Consider the following 15,598-nt stretch of genomic DNA (forward strand, 5'->3'; position numbering starts at 1 on the left):
GCGCTTGGTCGGTGCACCGTTTTTTTTTGCCTGAAGAAAGTTGCCTGGATCGACTCATATCCCCACAGGGACAAGGACATCCTGCGATACATAGTTACCGCATAACGAAAATTGACCGGTGCTAGCCTGCGTTCATCTTATGGAAGAGAGAACGTCATGGACGCCAACACCTCAGTTGCACCCCCGGCACCGGTCTGCCTGCTGTCTCCCGAGCAGATTGCCGGCCCGTATTTCCGCAACCCCAAACTGATCCGCAGGAACATCAGCGAAGGCGCCGAAGGCGTTCCGTTGGTATTGCGGTTGACCATTGTCGATGCCATGACCGGTGAGCCGGTCCCCGATGCGTTGGTGGACATCTGGCACTGCAATGCCCGCGGTGCCTATTCGGGCTGGAGCAAGATCAACCCGGACGTCGAGGTCGATACCGGAGACATCGGCGCCGTGCCGCGCACCGATGACGATACCTACCTGCGCGGCGGGCAGTTCACCGACAAGTCGGGCATCGTGCGCTTCATCACGATCTATCCGGGTTTTTACGCCGGCCGCGCCTTGCACATTCACGTCGCCGTGCGCATCACGGCCGGCAACAACTATCTGCAAGAACGGCATGTCGCCTGGGTCGGGCAGCTTTACCTGCCTGAGGTAGCCTCGCGCTCGGTACTCGGCAGTCGCCCGTACAGCGGCCGAACGGTGCCGGTCCTGGCCAACGACCAGGACTTTATCTATACAACCATGGGCGGTGAAAAATCGACCTTGAGCGTGCACACCCTGGGGCGGGATTCGGCTGAAGACGGCTACTTCGGGCAGATGACCATCGGCATCGACACGTTCGCCGTGTCGACACAGATCAGGCCCGAGGACTTTGACAAATACACCGTCTGACGTCAGCCCAGTTCGGTCAGTGCCCTGGCCAGCACATCCATGTCAGATGCGGTGGTGGTAAGCCCCGGTGTAATGCGGATGCACGGACCGCATGCGGCGCCACTGCGGGCCACGGTGAACAGGTTGTATTCATTGAGCAGGCGCTCGACCATGAGTTGCTGGTCGGCATGCCGGGTAAAACGCATCGAAGTGATGCCGCAATACAGGCGCGGATCATCCGGTGTCAGGACTTCGACACCCGGCAACTGCCGCGCCGCCGCGACCCAGCGGTTGCGCAGATAGTTAAGCCGCGCGCCCTTGGCCGCGGCACCCCCCATCGCCCAATGTTCTTCAAGCACCAGCGGTAGAGTCATCAGCGCCGGGATATTGGGGGTGCTGTACGAGGTACGGGCGCGAATGTCAGTGGGCGGAAAATGCATCTCGCCCATGTCCGGATCGATGTCGGCCAGGCGTTCGGGGGCGATGTAGATAAAACCCAGGGTCAGCGGTGCGCCGATCCACTTGTGCAGATTGAAGCCGGCGAAGGCGATACCGAGCTCGGTCAGGTCGAATTCAAGCTGGCCGAGGGCATGGGCACCGTCGAGGATGACGTCGATGCCATGCTCCTTCGCAGCCGCTGCAATCGCCTGCACCGGCATCACCAGGCCCGTGCGATGGGTGACGTGGGTCAGGGCCATCAGCTTGAGCCGCGGATACCGCGCGAAGGCTTGCCGATAGGTATCGAGCAGGCTGTCGAAGGTGGCCGGGTGTGCGTGTTCGATCTCGATCACTTCAACGCCGCGACTACGCGCCAGCCAGCGCATGGCGCCTTTGACCGTGTCGTATTCCAGATCGCAAATCAGTACCTGATCGCCGGGCTGCAGCCGGTTGTAGTTGCGGATCAGTGACTGCAAACCTTCCGAGGCGTTACGGGTCAGGGCGATGCTGTCGGCGGGGACGCCAATCAACCTGGCCAGTTGCGCACGGATCTTCAGGCTGTCGCCTTGTTCGAAACGCTGGCGCACGTACACCGAATTGCTGCGGTTGATCAGCTCGATGTTGCGCTGGTATTCCTCGACCACCGTGCGCGACATGCGTGCGAAGTAACCGTTCTCCAGGTTGAGCGGGCCGGGTTCGACATCGTAGCGGTCGGCAAAGGTTTGCCAGAAGGCTTCATCACGGGCGCGGCGGGTGTTGTCGGGCATGGGGGACTCGGTAGGTGTTCAGTGGCGCGGGGCAGGTTTGCCGTGTTTGGCGCGCAGCGGTTCGAGCAAGTCCGACAAACCGTTGTGGTCGATCTCCTGCATCAGGGCCAGCAGGCCACCCAGCTCGCCATGGGGAAAGCCTTCCCGGGCGAACCAGTTCAGGTAAGGGCCGGGCAGGTCGGCAATGATTCGACCCTTGTACTTGCCAAAGGGCATTTCGCGGGTGATCAGCAGTTCGAGCTTTTCAGGATTCATCAATCGGTCGTCTTGATTCAGTCAGTCTGGAAAATACAGGCATTCTGCATGCAGGCCAAATGACAGATCATGCAAATAAAACGGATACAGATTTTCTGATAATGGCTAACTGATTGAAAAATAATGAATAAGTAAACAGTTCCAGGCTGGCATGCAGGGTGCACGACTCATTGCATCTTTCATCAACCGCGAGGAACTGAAAATGACCGACATGAATAAAGAAGCGATTTCTGTACTCAACGACCTGATTGAAACCAGCAAGGACGGTCAGGCCGGTTTCAAGACTTGCGCTGAAGACATCAAGCACCCTGAACTCAAGAGCCTGTTCATCAAGCGTTCGGCCGATTGTGCGACAGCCGCTGCGGAATTGCAGTCTGCCGTACGCTCGATGGGTGGCGATCCGGAAACCTCCACCAGTGTCAGCGGTGACCTGCATCGTCGTTGGGTCGACGTGAAGTCGATGTTCACCGGCAAGGGCGAGGAGGCTGTACTCAATGAAGCCGAGCGCGGTGAAGACCATGCGCTGAAGGCTTACCGGGACGCCATGGAGAAAATCAACAAGCACAACCTGGTGGGCATTCGCGATCTGGTTGAGCGTCAGTACCACGGCGCGCAACGAAATCACGATCAGGTCAAGGCTCTGCGTAACCAGGCGCGTGCGCGTTCGTAATGCCTGGTTGAAACAACTGTAGGAGCGAGCTTGCTTGCGATAGCGCCAGTTCAGTCAACATCAATGTTGAATGTCAGGCCCTCATCGCGAGCAAGCTCGCTCCCACAGTGTTTGTTTTTGCCCCGTCAATCAGCCGATGCTGATGGCCGGCAGTTCCGTCAACGTCACGCTCTGTTGCTTGCGTGGCGCGAGGATCTCCGCCTCGCCATCGACCACCAGTTCATCTCGCTGGTTGAACACGCGAGTGGCAATGCGCACGCGAAACTTCGGCAGTTTTTCGAGGATCTCCAGGCGCACGGTCAGGGTGTCGCCGATCTTCACCGGCTTCTGAAAGCTCATTTGCTGGCCGATATAGATGGTCCCCGGCCCAGGCAATTCGCAGGCGACCGCAGCGCTGATCAACGCACCGCTGAACATGCCGTGGGCGATGCGCTCCTTGAACATGGTGCTGGCGGCGTAATCGGCATCCAGGTGTACCGGGTTGTGGTCGCCGGACATCGCAGCGAACAACTGGATGTCGCGCTCTTCGACCGTCTTGCTGAAACTGGCGGTCTGGCCGACTTCGAGGGCTTCGTAAGGGGTGTTGGTAACCTGGGTCATCTGTCTCAATTCCTGTGACGAATTAAAAAATCCACAAAAAAACTATTCGGACCGGTGCGGCCGGGGAGCGCTCAAGGCCTGTGCGATCCAGTTCAGCACATCGGCGATGATTTCATCGCGATTGCTCTCATTGAACAGTTCGTGCCGCGCCTGCGGGTAAACGGTCAGTTGCAGGTGCTGGCTGCCGGCCGCCCGCAACGCGTCGGCCAGATCCTTGAGACGTTTGCCTTCGCTCACCGGATCACATTCGCCGCCAATCACCAGCAACGGCAGGCCCGGGTCGATCTGCGCGAGATTGGACGCTTTGCTGATTTGCTGCAAGCCGCCGAGCAAATCGATCCACAGTTGATTGGTGCAGCGAAAGCCGCAGAGCGGGTCGTTGACGTACAGATCGACCTGCGCCGGATCACGGCTGAGCCAGTCGAACGGCGTGCGTACCGGTTTGAATTTGTTGTTGAACGAGCCGAACGACAGCCATTCGATCAAGGCGCTGCGTCCTTTGCGGCCCTGGCGCAGGCGTTCGAGACGGGCGATCTGCCTTGCCGCACGATAAAGCGCCACAGGCTGGAAGTTCGAGCCGCTGAGAATTGCCCCATGCAGGCTGGCACTGTGGTGCAGCAGATAGGCCTGGGCGATGTAACTGCCCATGCTGTGACCGAGCAGCACGATCGGGACGCCAGGGTGCTGCTGGCCGATGTGCTGGTTGAGGCTGGCCAGGTCGCTCACGACCTTGCACCAGCCATCGTCATCGGCGAAATGTCCGAGTGTCCCGTTTTCGGCAGTTTTGCCATGTCCCCGCAGGTCAGGGGCACACACGCCATAGCCCTGCTCACAGAGTTTTTCCGCCAGGGGACCATAGCGACCGCTGTGTTCGGCCATGCCGTGGGCCAGCAGAATCATTGCCTTGAGGCTGCCGTCGGGGAGCCACTGGTTGACGAAGAGGCGGCTGTGGTCGCTCGTGGTCAGCCAGAAAGTGTCATGGATCATGGCGGTTCCTTTGCATGAGGCTGCTTGGTCTGAAACAGCTCGTTGCAGTTTATAGCGCATCCTTGGCCGGGCGTCTGATCAGCCTACGCCACGGCGAGTAGATTCATGCGGTCAATGACGGCCGTGGGCATATTTGCCTGCTACGTCATAACTGCTAGTGTCCGTGAAGCTCCGCTTTTTGCATTTTTTTTGAAAAGTGACAGAGAAGTGGCCCCGGATAGATTCAGGTAAAGAGGACAACAACAATGCAACCTGATTTCTGGAATGACAAACGCCCGGCCGGCGTCCCCCTGGATATCGATCTGGGAGCCTACAAGTCGGTAATCGAGGTGTTCGAGCGTTCCTGCAAGAAGTTTGCTGACCGCCCTGCGTTCAGCAACATGGGCGTGACCCTGACCTACGCCGAGCTGGAACGCCAGAGCGCAGCCTTCGCCGGCTACCTGCAAGCCCACACAGACCTGGTACCGGGTGACCGCATTGCGGTGCAGATGCCCAACGTCCTGCATTACCCGATTGCCGTGTTCGGAGCCTTGCGCTCCGGATTGATCGTGGTCAACACCAACCCGCTGTACACCGCGCGGGAAATGCGTCATCAGTTCAAGGATTCAGGTGCCCGGGCGCTGGTGTACCTGAACATGTTCGGCCAGAAAGTCCAGGAAGTGCTGCCCGACACCGATATCCAGTTCCTGATCGAAGCGAAGATGGGCGACCTGATGCCCACCGCCAAGGGGTGGCTGGTCAACACGGTGGTGAGCAAAGTCAAGAAGATGGTCCCGGACTACTCCTTGCCCCAGGCCGTTTCCTTCAAGAGTGCGCTGCGCATGGGCCGTGGCCTGGGTATCAAGCCACTGAAGGTCGGCCTCGACGACATCGCCGTGCTGCAATACACCGGCGGCACCACGGGCCTGGCCAAGGGCGCGATGCTGACCCACGGCAACCTGGTGGCGAACATGCAACAGGCACGGGCCTGCCTCAGTCAGTCGGCCAGCGACGGGCAACCGCTGCTGCGCGAAGGCCAGGAGGTGATGATCGCGCCGCTGCCGCTGTACCACATCTATGCCTTCACAGCGAACTGCATGTGCATGATGGTGACCGGCAACCACAACGTGCTGATCACCAATCCGCGGGACATCGCCGGCTTCATCAAGGAACTGAAGAACTGGCGGTTCTCGGCGTTGCTGGGGCTGAACACACTGTTCGTCGCGCTGATGGATCATCCGGACTTCAAGACCCTGGACTTCTCCAGCCTCAAGCTCACCAACTCCGGTGGCACTGCGCTGGTCAAGGCCACCGCCGAGCGTTGGGAGCAACTGACCGGTTGCCGCATCACCGAAGGTTACGGCCTGACCGAAACTTCCCCGGTGGCCTGCACCAACCCCTATGGCGACCAGTCGCGGATCGGCACGGTCGGCCTGCCAGTGCCGGGCACCACGCTGAAAGTCATCAATGATGACGGTGTCGAGCAACCTTTGGGCGAACGCGGCGAGTTGTGCATCAAGGGCCCGCAGATCATGAAGGGCTACTGGCAGAAACCCGATGCCACGGCCGAAGTGCTGGATGCCGAGGGCTGGTTCAAGTCCGGTGACATTGCGGTGATCGACCCGGACGGTTTCGTGCGCATCGTTGACCGCAAGAAGGACATGATCATTGTCTCGGGCTTCAACGTGTACCCGAACGAGATCGAAGACGTGGTGATGGCTCACCCGAATGTCGCCAACTGTGCGGTCATCGGTGTGCCCGACGAGCGGTCGGGGGAGGCGGTGAAGTTGTTCGTGGTGGCCCGTGAAGCAGGGGTCAGCCTTGAAGAGCTGAAGGCTTACTGCAAGGAAAACTTCACGGCGTACAAAGTCCCGAAGCACATCGTGCTGCGTGAGTCGCTGCCGATGACGCCGGTGGGCAAGATTTTGCGGCGGGAGTTGCGTGATATCGCGTAGCAGGTCGTAGAGACCGGCGCGGCTCCAAAAGATCGCAGCCTTCGGCAGCTCCTACAGGGAACGCATTTCTTTGTAGGAGCTGTCGAAGTCTGCGATCTTTTGCTTTGAGCCCCGGTTTTAGCGGGCTACAGGGCTTTATAGGTTTTTTGCTCTAAAATGACTGCTTGCAAGTCTTGAGTCACAATTGTGACCGTAGAGGCCGCTTTTGGCTCTAGTCGACCCTTGGCAAAGCTGCTACTCTCGGCGCGCTTTGTGACTTCTCGGCCTTCTATCAGCCAGATTCACCAATGACCAAACACCAATAATAATCGCATCAAATGCGGTGCTGAATTCGCGTTGCTGAGGAGTGGGCTTCCATGATCGAAGACTTTTGGAAGGATAAGTACCCAGCTGGGATTGCTTCCGACATCAATCCAGACGAGTATCCGAATATTCAGGCAGTGTTGAAGCAATCCTGCCAACGCTTCGCCAACAAGCCGGCATTCAGCAACCTGGGCAAGACACTCACCTACGGTGAACTGTACGAATTGTCCGGTGCGTTTGCCGCTTATCTGCAACAGCATACCGATTTGCAGCCTGGCGATCGAATCGCCGTGCAACTGCCCAACGTGTTGCAGTACCCGGTAGCCGTCTTCGGTGCAATCCGCGCCGGGCTGATCGTGGTCAACACCAACCCGCTCTACACCGCGCGGGAAATGGAACACCAATTCAACGACTCCGGTGCCAAGGCCCTGGTCTGCCTGGCCAACATGGCGCACCTGGCGGAAACCGTGGTGCCGAAAACCGGCGTCAAGCACGTGATCGTCACCGAAGTCGCCGACCTGTTGCCACCGCTCAAGCGTCTGCTGATCAACAGCGTCATCAAGTACGTGAAGAAGATGGTGCCGGCTTATCACTTGCCCAAGGCCGTCAAGTTCAACGACGTGCTCAGCAAAGGCATGGGCCAGCCAGTGGCGGAAGCCAGTCCGGCCAGTGGCGATGTCGCGGTACTGCAATACACCGGCGGCACTACCGGCGTGGCCAAGGGCGCGATGCTGACCCACCGCAACCTGGTGGCGAACATGCTGCAGTGCAAGGCGCTGATGGGCTCCAACCTCAATGAAGGTTGCGAGATCCTGATCACGCCACTGCCGCTGTACCACATCTATGCCTTCACCTTTCATTGCATGGCGATGATGCTGATCGGCAACCACAACATCCTGATCAGCAACCCGCGCGACCTGCCGGCGATGGTCAAGGAACTGTCAAAGTGGAAGTTCAGCGGCTTCGTCGGCCTGAACACGCTCTTCGTGGCCCTGTGCAACAACGAAGGCTTCCGCAAGCTGGATTTCTCCGCGCTGAAAGTCACCTTGTCGGGCGGTATGGCCCTGCAACTGGCCGCGGCCGAACGCTGGAAAGCGGTGACCGGTTGCGCTATCTGCGAAGGCTACGGCATGACCGAAACCAGCCCGGTGGCGACGGTGAACCCGATCCAGCACATCCAGATCGGCACCATCGGCATTCCAGTGCCGTCGACCCTGTGCAAAGTCATCAACGATGCCGGTGTCGAGCAGCCGCTGGGCGAAATCGGCGAGCTGTGCGTGAAGGGGCCGCAAGTCATGAAGGGTTACTGGCAGCGCCAGGAAGCCACGGATGAAATCCTCGACAGCGAAGGCTGGTTGAAGACCGGTGACATCGCCCTGATCCAGACCGATGGCTACATGCGCATTGTCGATCGCAAGAAAGACATGATCCTGGTGTCCGGCTTCAACGTGTACCCGAACGAACTCGAAGACGTGCTGGCGACACTGCCGGGCGTGCTGCAATGCGCGGCCATCGGTGTACCGGACGAGAAGTCGGGCGAGGCGATCAAGATTTTCATCGTCGCCAAGCCGGGCGTTACCCTGACCAAGGAACAGGTGATGGAGCATATGCGCGCCAACGTCACCGGCTACAAGGTCCCGCGCTCCGTGGAGTTCCGCGATGCACTGCCGACCACCAACGTCGGCAAGATCCTGCGTCGTGAATTGCGCGATGAAGAGCTGAAGAAGATCAACGCGAAGAAAGCCACCGCGTAATCAACAAAAAGCCCCGCAGATGCGGGGCTTTTTTTGGATGCCTGATAAGTCATTGGTGCCTGTCAGGCCGTCTTCGTCGGAACGCCGCCCGGAGCAAGCTTTTAGCTTTTTGGGTTACTGGCGAAACGGTGCAAAGTTGACGTTGGTGCCCGCCGGGCGCATGTCCTGCAGGAAGGAGTCCTTGTCGGCGCTCAGTTCCAGGCTCAATGCCGCCTTGCGCTTGCCTTCATTGCGCACCACCAGGCCTTCGAGCTTCTCGCGCAGGAACACTGTCGGCACTTTCAGGTGCAGCAGTTCGTCGGTGGCCGGCGTGTGCATCAGCAGGTGAATCCACTCGTACTGACCGATTGCAAGGCGCGTCACCGGGAGGTCGAACCACCAGATGTTGCGGTTACGGTTCAGTTCGGCGAAGTGGCAGTTGTTGACGCCAAGCACAGCACCGCCGAGTTCCTGGTTTCTGCGGGCAATGGCCTGCTTTTTATCGAGTTTCATAACGTTCCTACGGGATTGGATCTTCAGCGCCAAGGCCTGAATGTGTTGCGCATTCTCAGGGGTTGGCCCGCAAACATAAAGCGCAACCTGCATTGAACGATGAAATGTCGTGGTGAAATAAATGAAACTCCCCGCAAAAGCCCTCGGTCAACCTTGTGTAACGACTTTCCTGCATTGAAATGTCTTAAATGAAAAGAAGACGCGGCCATCTTCAGATGGCCGTTTTTGTGTCAGCCTGAACTTGCACGCTGAATTTGTTTCAAAGTCGCCAACTGGGCTACCTTGATGAAAGAAAACAGCCCCTGAGTCGCCACGACTTCAACCCCAATCCGTATGCGGCGAATGGAGACGCGAATGATTTTTCCGGACATGAGAGGCTTGCCCCTGCACCGTGTGATGATGCGCACGGTCACCGAGTTCATGGCCGACGAGATGTCGACCTATGCCTCGGCGCTGGCCTATCAAATGCTCTTTTCGCTGTTTCCGTTCATTCTGTTTCTGATCGCCCTGATCGGCTTCCTGCATCTGCCCGACTTTTTCTCCTGGCTGCGCCTGCAATCGGAACTCGTATTGCCGCCCCAGGCGCTGGAGCAGGTCAACCCGGTAATTGACCAGCTTCAGCAGTCCAAGGGGGGGCTGCTGTCGGTGGGTATCGTGATTGCGCTGTACACCGCCTCCGCCGGCGTGCGGCTGATGATGAGCGCGATGAACGCTGCCTACGACGTGGTTGAAGGGCGCCCGCTGTGGAAACGCTTTCCGTTGTCGATCATCTACACCGTCGGCATTGCCGGCATGCTGCTGATCGCCGCCGCGCTGATGGTGCTCGGGCCACAGGTGATGAGCTGGATCGCTGCGCAGGTCGGCCTTGAGTACTTCATCGTCACCCTCTGGACCATCGCGCGCTGGCCGGTGATCGTGATCCTGCTGATGGTCGCGGTGGCGTTGATCTACTACGTCATGCCGGACGTCAAACAGGAATTCCGCTTCATCACCCCAGGCTCAGTGCTGGCGGTGGTGGTATGGATCATCGCGTCCCTGGGCTTCGGTTTGTACGTCAAGGAGTTCGCCAACTACAACGCCATGTATGGCAGTATCGGTGCGATCATCGTGCTGTTGCTGTACTTCTACATTTCCGCCGCAGTGCTGCTGCTGGGCGCGGAAATGAATGCCGTGATCGAGCACATGTCGCGAGAGGGCAAGGACCCTGGCGAAAAAGTGGCTGGCGAGCATGGTCCCATCCATGAGGAAAAGCACCATGTATCGGGGTTGGGCCGCGATCACTCACACAAACCGACCATTGATGAAACCTGATCATGATTCGTGAAATTCTGAAAATGGGCGATGAGCGCCTGCTGCGCATTGCCCCGCCAGTGCCGGTCGAAATGTTCGACAGCCCCGAGCTGTGGCAACTGATCGATGACATGTTCCAGACCATGGAAAGCGTGGGGGGCGTTGGCCTGGCGGCTCCGCAGATCGGCGTCGACCTGCAACTGGTGATCTTCGGCTTCGAGCACAGCGAGCGTTATCCGGATGCCGAGGCCGTGCCGCAGACGATCCTGATCAACCCGTTGATTACACCGCTGAGCCCGGTCCTGGAAGAGGGCTTCGAAGGCTGCCTGTCCGTGCCTGGCCTGCGTGGCGCGGTGCAGCGTTATCAGCAGATTCGCTACGAAGGCGTCGACCCCAAGGGTGAACCCATCGTGCGCTTTGCCTCGGGGTTTCATGCACGGGTGGTGCAGCATGAGTGCGATCACCTGATCGGCCGACTGTACCCGTCGCGCATTACCGACTTCAGCAAGTTTGGCTTCACCGAGGTGATGTTCCCGGACCTGGATCCCAACGCGGACGATTAAATCGCCGCAAAACCCTGTGGGAGCGGGCTTGCTCGCGAAGAGGTCCGGTCAGTCAACATTGTTGGCGACTGATACACCGCCTTCGCGAGCAAGCCCGCTCCCACATTTTTGATCCCGGTTACTTCGGCGCCAACCCCATCGCAATCATCGGCTTGCTGCGCGCATAGCGGCTCAACCGTTCAACCATCGCGTATGGCATCGGCGGATCGAACGTAAACCCGCGTCGCTCATAAAACCCCCGCAAGTCCGGATGGCAGAACAGCCATACCGGCAGTTCGCACTCCTTCACCGCGGCCGCAATCAACCCGGCGGCAAGCCCTTGCTCGCGACAGGCCGGATCGACCAGCAATCCGGTCAGCCAATGCCCGCCGGACACCGGACGCAAACACAGCACGGCAACAATCCGGTCACGTCGGGCCACCCACAACTGCGCGTCGCGCACCGCTTTCATCGATGACTGGTGAGCGCGATAGAACTTGTTCATCAATGGCCATAACGGCTCGTCGAGCAGGGCGTATTGGGTGTCGGGCATGGTCTTTGGCTGTCGGTGTGCAAAGCGGGCGATTATAAAAGAACGCGCGCGCCGGGATAGGTGTATACCTGATCTCACATCCCCATGAGTGGAGTACGCATCATGTCCAAAGGTATGGATTCAAAGAAAGCGGCGAAAAAGAAACCAGCGAAAACCGCCATTGAAAAGCGCGCGGACAAGAAAGCCAAGAAGGTCGGCGTGTTCGGTCACTGATCCCGCATTGATTGATCGCTCCCATGCAACATGGGAGCGATCCTCCTGAAAATAATCTGCAAGATTTCCCAAGGTCATTGCACAGAAGGGGACTGGTCCCCGATCTGAGCAACGCCATGCCCCATTACTTTGATAGCGCCCACCAAGCAGAAATCGAAACCCTGCGCCGTCGCTTCACCGCCCGCACCGAATGGCCGACCTGGTTGCTGTTGATCAGTGTGTATGGCGTCTGGTTTGGCATCGTATTGAACAGCCATCGATTGGGTTTGTGGTGGAGCACGCTGTTGCTGATTCCATTGCTGGTGCTGTGGTTATCCGTGCAACACGAACTGCTGCACGGCCATCCCACGCGCTGGCCAACCCTGAACAAAATCCTGGGCTACGCGCCATTTGCCGTCTGGTATCCGTACACCTTGTACCGCGATAGCCATTTGCTGCATCACCGCGACGAGGACCTGACGATTCCCGGTCGAGATCCGGAAAGCCGTTACCTGAGCGCCGGGCAGTGGCAGGGCAGTTCACCGCTGGTGCGCAGCCTGTGCTGGCTGAACAAAACCGTGCTCGGCCGCTTTGCCCTGGGTGCACCGCTGGCCTTGCTGGCGCTGGCCCGGGAAGAGCTGCAACGCCTGAGAGCGGGCGAGCGACAGGCCTGGCTGATGTGGTTGAGTCACGGCTTGATGACCGGGTTGATGTTGCTGTTTATCGCAAGCTTCAGTGTATTGCCGGTTTGGCATTACCTGTTTTTGATCAGTGTGCCGGCGCTGTCGATCGCCATGATTCGTTCCTACTATGAACATCGGCCTCATGCCGCGCCGGAGCAACGCACGGTGCTCAATGAAGCGGCGTGGCCGTGGCGCTGGCTGTTCCTCAACCTCAATTTTCATCTGGTGCATCACGAGTTGCCGGGGTTGCCCTGGTACGACTTGCCCCACGCTTACCGGGCCCGCCGCGAGCAATGGCTGGCGCGCAGTGGTGGATTCCTGGTGCAGGGTTATGGGCAGTTGTGGCGTGAGCATGGAGTGAAGGCCATCGACAGCCCGAGGCATCCGTTTTACTGATTTTTTTGTTGGACACCTTCCCTCTGTGGGAACGGGCTTGCTCGCGAATACGGTGTGCCAGCCCACTTAAATGCTGGATGTCCAATCGCCTTCGCGAGCAAGCCCGCTCCCACAGGGGATTTTCATTGCATGGGACTATTTCGATGACCCAACACATTGCCGAACTGCTGATGTACACCGCCCCCGACCCCATCCATCAGGCCAACGCACGCTGGCTGGCGCGAATCTTCGAGCATCTGGGCGGCACCCGCCGTGATACCGAAGGCCTGTCCCTGATGCAGATGTGGTTGTCGCCGCACTTGCTGCTGACACAAACCTGTGGTTATCCGCTGATGACGGCATTGCGCGGCAAGGTCCGGGTGCTGGGGCGGCCTCGTTATGAACTGCCGGACAGCAGCGGCGGTAATCATTGCAGCCTGATTCTGGGGCGCCTTGATGATGCACGGCGAACCCTGGCGGATTTTCGCGGCAGCCGAGGCGTGATCAATGGCCTGGACTCCAACAGCGGCATGAACCTGCTGCGCCACCGGTTGGCGCCACTGCAACGTGACGGGCGTTTTTTTGCCCGGGTCGGAATCAGCGGCAGCCATCGAGAAAGCCTGCGCTGGTTGCGCGAAGATCTTGCCGATCTGGCGGCCATCGACAGCGTTACCTTTGCCTATCTGGCACGCCATGCCGCAGAGGAAGTGGCTGGATTGCGGGTGATCGCCCGCAGTGCGTCCAGTCCCGCCTTACCGTTCATTACTGCCGCGACGGTCAGCGATGAACTGGCTGAAGAGCTGCTGAAGCTGATGAACCTGGCGTTGCGCGAACTGCCAGAGGTTGCCGAAACCCTCGGTTTGCCAGAGGTGCTGCCGGCCAACGAAAGCGACTATCAGGTTGTGCTCGACTATCAGCGTGAGGCTGAGACGTTGGGGTATGGGGATTTGCGATAGAGGCTTGTCAGGAGTTATTTTTAATTCCATAAGTGAATATAAAGATAAGTTTTAAATATTATTAATGAATAAGGCTCCTTGCTAGGATTCGCCTCACCGGACCACCGGACATTCAGCGACCCCTAACCCAGGAGCCCCTATGTCCGGCGCCGATATTCTTCATCGCAAGTACGTGGACGGATTGTTCCGCGCCCACTACCACTGGCTCTGCACGCGACTGCGTCAGTCCCTGAACGATGCCGCCGCTGTCGAAGACATTGTCGGCGAAACCTTCGTGCAACTGCTCCAGGCCCCAAGCCTGACGGCAATCCGTGAACCCCGTGCCTTGCTCACCACCATCGCCCGGCGCCTGCTTTATCAGCGTTGGCGTCGAGGTGACCTGGAGCGCCAGTACCTTCAGCAACTGCAACAGGCCGAGCCGGTCCACGCCGAATCGCCGGAGGCACTGGCTCAGTTGTCCCAGACCCTGACCCGTGTGGAGCGCAGTCTTCAGCGGCTGCCAGGCAAAGTCCGCTCGACCTTCCTGCTGTCGCGGATCGACGGCCTGACCTATCCGCAAATTGCCGCTGCGCTGGGCATCTCCCTGCGTTCAGTCAGCGACTACATGACCCGTTCCCAGGCCCTGTGCGACCGGCACAGCGCCAACCAATCCCTGAACCGTCCCCTCCAGAACAAGAGGTCCGCATGAGATCGATCAAAACCCTGCTCGGCAGTTCGCTGCTGGCCCTGAGCCTGTTGTCCCACCCCGCATCGGCCACGGAAAAAACGGCACCTATCCACTTTGGCGACATCACTTGGGAAAGCGGCAGCCTCATCACCGAAATCCTGCGCCTGATCGTTGAAAAAGGTTACGGCTACCCGACCGACACGCTGCCGGGCAGCACCGTCAGCCTTGAAGCGGCGCTGGCGAAAAACGATATCCAGGTCATCGGTGAAGAGTGGGCAGGGCGCAGCCCCGCCTGGGTCAAGGCGGCGGCGGAGGGCAAGGTGTTTGGCCTCGGCGATACGGTCAAGGGCGCCACCGAAGGGTGGTGGGTGCCGGAGTACGTGATCAAGGGCGATCCCGAGCGCGGCATCAAGCCGTTGGCCCCGGAGTTGAAGTCCGTTGCTGACCTGGCGAAATACAAAGACGTATTCCGCGACCCTGAAGACCCGAGCCGCGGACGCTTCCTCAACAGCCCGACCGGCTGGACTTCGGAAATCGTCAACAGCCAGAAACTCAAGGCCTATGACCTGACCGCCAGCTACGTCAACTTCCGCACCGGTTCCGGTGCAGCTCTGGACGCAGAAGTAGCGTCGTCGATCCGCCGAGGCAAACCAGTGCTCTTCTACTACTGGTCGCCGACACCGCTGCTGGGACGCTTCAAACTGGTGAAACTCGACGAGCCACCGTTCGACGCCGAAGCCTGGAAAACCCTGGCCGACGCCAACAACCCGAACCCCAAAGGCACGCGCTCGATGCCAGCCAGCCTGGCCATTGGCGTGTCGGCACCGTTCAAGGCGCAGTATCCGGATCTGGTGACGTTTTTCGAAAAGGTCGACCTGCCGATTGATCTGTTGAACCAGACCCTGGGCCAGATGAGTGAAAAACGGCAGAAACCCCGTGAAGTCGCCGAAGCGTTTTTGCGTGAGCAGCCGCAGGTGTGGAAGGGCTGGGTGCCGGGGGAGGTGGCCACCAGGGTGAGTACCAGCTTGTAGTGCTTTCTGACGTTTCTGCAGTGTTTGAGCTGCCGTCTTCGCGAGCAAGTCTTACGCCAATTTGCTGGCCTGTGCCGTTCTCATGCTCGACGGGCGGCAACCCCCAACAAGCAGCTGAATCGTTTTTGTCCTCAATGCTGGCCGACTAGTGGCCTTGCAAGCCCAAGGTTGCTGTCTATGATCAGCTGTAACTAACCATATCGGCCGTGATGGGGCGGTTGATGGCTTGGCGAAAGAGTGCGCAATCG

16 protein-coding genes are annotated in these 15,598 nt (G+C 59.0%); 10 read left to right on the plus strand and 6 right to left on the minus strand.

Annotated elements, in window-relative coordinates:
- Positions 1-156: 156 nt before the first annotated feature.
- The gene (locus ACM6G4_RS04870) at positions 157-882 is read left to right on the plus strand and encodes an intradiol ring-cleavage dioxygenase (protein WP_414913161.1); all 726 of its coding nucleotides are present in this window, start codon (positions 157-159) and stop codon (positions 880-882) included.
- Positions 883-884: 2 nt separating this feature from the next.
- Here ACM6G4_RS04870 and ACM6G4_RS04875 read toward each other — a convergent pair whose 3' ends face one another.
- Together ACM6G4_RS04875 and ACM6G4_RS04880 are read right to left on the minus strand one after the other, a co-directional pair.
- A complete protein-coding gene (locus tag ACM6G4_RS04875; protein ID WP_414913162.1) occupies positions 885-2,066 on the minus strand; it encodes an aminotransferase class V-fold PLP-dependent enzyme in 1,182 nt (393 codons plus the stop codon).
- 18 nt (positions 2,067-2,084) lie between these two features.
- Positions 2,085-2,321 (minus strand): DUF3820 family protein, encoded by a 237-nt coding sequence (locus tag ACM6G4_RS04880; RefSeq protein ID WP_003227425.1) that lies wholly within the window; start codon positions 2,319-2,321, stop codon positions 2,085-2,087.
- Positions 2,322-2,523: 202 nt separating this feature from the next.
- Between ACM6G4_RS04880 and ACM6G4_RS04885 the strand changes: the two genes are divergently transcribed.
- Positions 2,524-2,991: a ferritin-like domain-containing protein gene (locus ACM6G4_RS04885; RefSeq protein WP_056726325.1), complete on the plus strand. Its 468-nt coding sequence runs from the start codon at positions 2,524-2,526 to the stop codon at positions 2,989-2,991.
- 129 nt (positions 2,992-3,120) lie between these two features.
- Here ACM6G4_RS04885 and ACM6G4_RS04890 read toward each other — a convergent pair whose 3' ends face one another.
- Both ACM6G4_RS04890 and ACM6G4_RS04895 read right to left on the minus strand, forming a co-directional pair.
- Positions 3,121-3,591, minus strand: a complete 471-nt coding sequence (locus tag ACM6G4_RS04890; RefSeq protein WP_056725943.1) for a MaoC family dehydratase — start codon at positions 3,589-3,591, stop codon at positions 3,121-3,123.
- A gap of 42 nt (positions 3,592-3,633) precedes the next feature.
- The gene (locus tag ACM6G4_RS04895; protein ID WP_414913163.1) at positions 3,634-4,578 is read right to left on the minus strand and encodes a lysophospholipase; all 945 of its coding nucleotides are present in this window, start codon (positions 4,576-4,578) and stop codon (positions 3,634-3,636) included.
- A 245-nt stretch (positions 4,579-4,823) separates the two neighbouring features.
- On the opposite strand from ACM6G4_RS04895, the gene fadD2 reads away from it, so the two are divergent.
- A complete protein-coding gene (fadD2, locus tag ACM6G4_RS04900) occupies positions 4,824-6,512 on the plus strand; it encodes a long-chain-fatty-acid--CoA ligase FadD2 (RefSeq protein ID WP_056725939.1) in 1,689 nt (562 codons plus the stop codon).
- A 356-nt stretch (positions 6,513-6,868) separates the two neighbouring features.
- A complete protein-coding gene (gene fadD1 / locus ACM6G4_RS04905; protein ID WP_056725937.1) occupies positions 6,869-8,569 on the plus strand; it encodes a long-chain-fatty-acid--CoA ligase FadD1 in 1,701 nt (566 codons plus the stop codon).
- A 114-nt stretch (positions 8,570-8,683) separates the two neighbouring features.
- On the opposite strand, the gene ACM6G4_RS04910 is transcribed toward fadD1, so the two are convergent.
- Positions 8,684-9,061, minus strand: coding sequence for a hypothetical protein (locus tag ACM6G4_RS04910; RefSeq protein ID WP_008054262.1), 378 nt, complete (start codon positions 9,059-9,061; stop codon positions 8,684-8,686).
- Positions 9,062-9,415: 354 nt separating this feature from the next.
- Between ACM6G4_RS04910 and ACM6G4_RS04915 the strand changes: the two genes are divergently transcribed.
- A complete protein-coding gene (locus tag ACM6G4_RS04915) occupies positions 9,416-10,372 on the plus strand; it encodes a YihY/virulence factor BrkB family protein (protein ID WP_414913164.1) in 957 nt (318 codons plus the stop codon).
- Positions 10,373-10,374: 2 nt separating this feature from the next.
- Positions 10,375-10,914, plus strand: coding sequence for a peptide deformylase (gene def, locus ACM6G4_RS04920; RefSeq protein ID WP_414913165.1), 540 nt, complete (start codon positions 10,375-10,377; stop codon positions 10,912-10,914).
- Positions 10,915-11,032: 118 nt separating this feature from the next.
- On the opposite strand, the gene ACM6G4_RS04925 is transcribed toward def, so the two are convergent.
- A complete protein-coding gene (locus ACM6G4_RS04925) occupies positions 11,033-11,446 on the minus strand; it encodes a GNAT family N-acetyltransferase (RefSeq protein WP_409078372.1) in 414 nt (137 codons plus the stop codon).
- 329 nt (positions 11,447-11,775) lie between these two features.
- On the opposite strand from ACM6G4_RS04925, the gene ACM6G4_RS04930 reads away from it, so the two are divergent.
- The 4 genes from ACM6G4_RS04930 to ACM6G4_RS04945 all read left to right on the plus strand — a co-directional run bounded on the left by ACM6G4_RS04930 (position 11,776) and on the right by ACM6G4_RS04945 (position 15,350).
- A complete protein-coding gene (locus ACM6G4_RS04930) occupies positions 11,776-12,717 on the plus strand; it encodes a fatty acid desaturase (protein WP_056725930.1) in 942 nt (313 codons plus the stop codon).
- 143 nt (positions 12,718-12,860) lie between these two features.
- Complete coding sequence (locus tag ACM6G4_RS04935) at positions 12,861-13,652, plus strand: phosphate/phosphite/phosphonate ABC transporter substrate-binding protein (RefSeq protein ID WP_414913166.1); 792 nt, start codon at positions 12,861-12,863, stop codon at positions 13,650-13,652.
- A 139-nt stretch (positions 13,653-13,791) separates the two neighbouring features.
- Complete coding sequence (locus ACM6G4_RS04940; RefSeq protein WP_414913167.1) at positions 13,792-14,340, plus strand: sigma-70 family RNA polymerase sigma factor; 549 nt, start codon at positions 13,792-13,794, stop codon at positions 14,338-14,340.
- The gene (locus tag ACM6G4_RS04945; RefSeq protein WP_056725924.1) at positions 14,337-15,350 is read left to right on the plus strand and encodes an ABC transporter substrate-binding protein; all 1,014 of its coding nucleotides are present in this window, start codon (positions 14,337-14,339) and stop codon (positions 15,348-15,350) included. Before ACM6G4_RS04940 ends, ACM6G4_RS04945 begins: the two co-directional genes overlap by 4 nt.
- Positions 15,351-15,598 lie beyond the last annotated feature (248 nt).

The organism is Pseudomonas sp. IT-P258 (assembly GCF_949767825.1).
Lineage (GTDB): Bacteria > Pseudomonadota > Gammaproteobacteria > Pseudomonadales > Pseudomonadaceae > Aquipseudomonas > Aquipseudomonas monachiensis.

Bases quoted from the DNA above. Each gene is read 5' to 3' on its own strand.
- ACM6G4_RS04870 (WP_414913161.1), top strand. From the start codon at position 157: ATGGACGCCAACACCTCAGTTGCACCCCCGGCACCGGTCTGCCTGCTG.
- ACM6G4_RS04875 (WP_414913162.1), bottom strand. From the start codon at position 2,066: ATGCCCGACAACACCCGCCGCGCCCGTGATGAAGCCTTCTGGCAAACC.
- ACM6G4_RS04880 (WP_003227425.1), bottom strand. From the start codon at position 2,321: ATGAATCCTGAAAAGCTCGAACTGCTGATCACCCGCGAAATGCCCTTT.
- ACM6G4_RS04885 (WP_056726325.1), top strand. From the start codon at position 2,524: ATGACCGACATGAATAAAGAAGCGATTTCTGTACTCAACGACCTGATT.
- ACM6G4_RS04890 (WP_056725943.1), bottom strand. From the start codon at position 3,591: ATGACCCAGGTTACCAACACCCCTTACGAAGCCCTCGAAGTCGGCCAG.
- ACM6G4_RS04895 (WP_414913163.1), bottom strand. From the start codon at position 4,578: ATGATCCATGACACTTTCTGGCTGACCACGAGCGACCACAGCCGCCTC.
- fadD2 (WP_056725939.1), top strand. From the start codon at position 4,824: ATGCAACCTGATTTCTGGAATGACAAACGCCCGGCCGGCGTCCCCCTG.
- fadD1 (WP_056725937.1), top strand. From the start codon at position 6,869: ATGATCGAAGACTTTTGGAAGGATAAGTACCCAGCTGGGATTGCTTCC.
- ACM6G4_RS04910 (WP_008054262.1), bottom strand. From the start codon at position 9,061: ATGAAACTCGATAAAAAGCAGGCCATTGCCCGCAGAAACCAGGAACTC.
- ACM6G4_RS04915 (WP_414913164.1), top strand. From the start codon at position 9,416: ATGATTTTTCCGGACATGAGAGGCTTGCCCCTGCACCGTGTGATGATG.
- def (WP_414913165.1), top strand. From the start codon at position 10,375: ATGATTCGTGAAATTCTGAAAATGGGCGATGAGCGCCTGCTGCGCATT.
- ACM6G4_RS04925 (WP_409078372.1), bottom strand. From the start codon at position 11,446: ATGCCCGACACCCAATACGCCCTGCTCGACGAGCCGTTATGGCCATTG.
- ACM6G4_RS04930 (WP_056725930.1), top strand. From the start codon at position 11,776: ATGCCCCATTACTTTGATAGCGCCCACCAAGCAGAAATCGAAACCCTG.
- ACM6G4_RS04935 (WP_414913166.1), top strand. From the start codon at position 12,861: ATGACCCAACACATTGCCGAACTGCTGATGTACACCGCCCCCGACCCC.
- ACM6G4_RS04940 (WP_414913167.1), top strand. From the start codon at position 13,792: ATGTCCGGCGCCGATATTCTTCATCGCAAGTACGTGGACGGATTGTTC.
- ACM6G4_RS04945 (WP_056725924.1), top strand. From the start codon at position 14,337: ATGAGATCGATCAAAACCCTGCTCGGCAGTTCGCTGCTGGCCCTGAGC.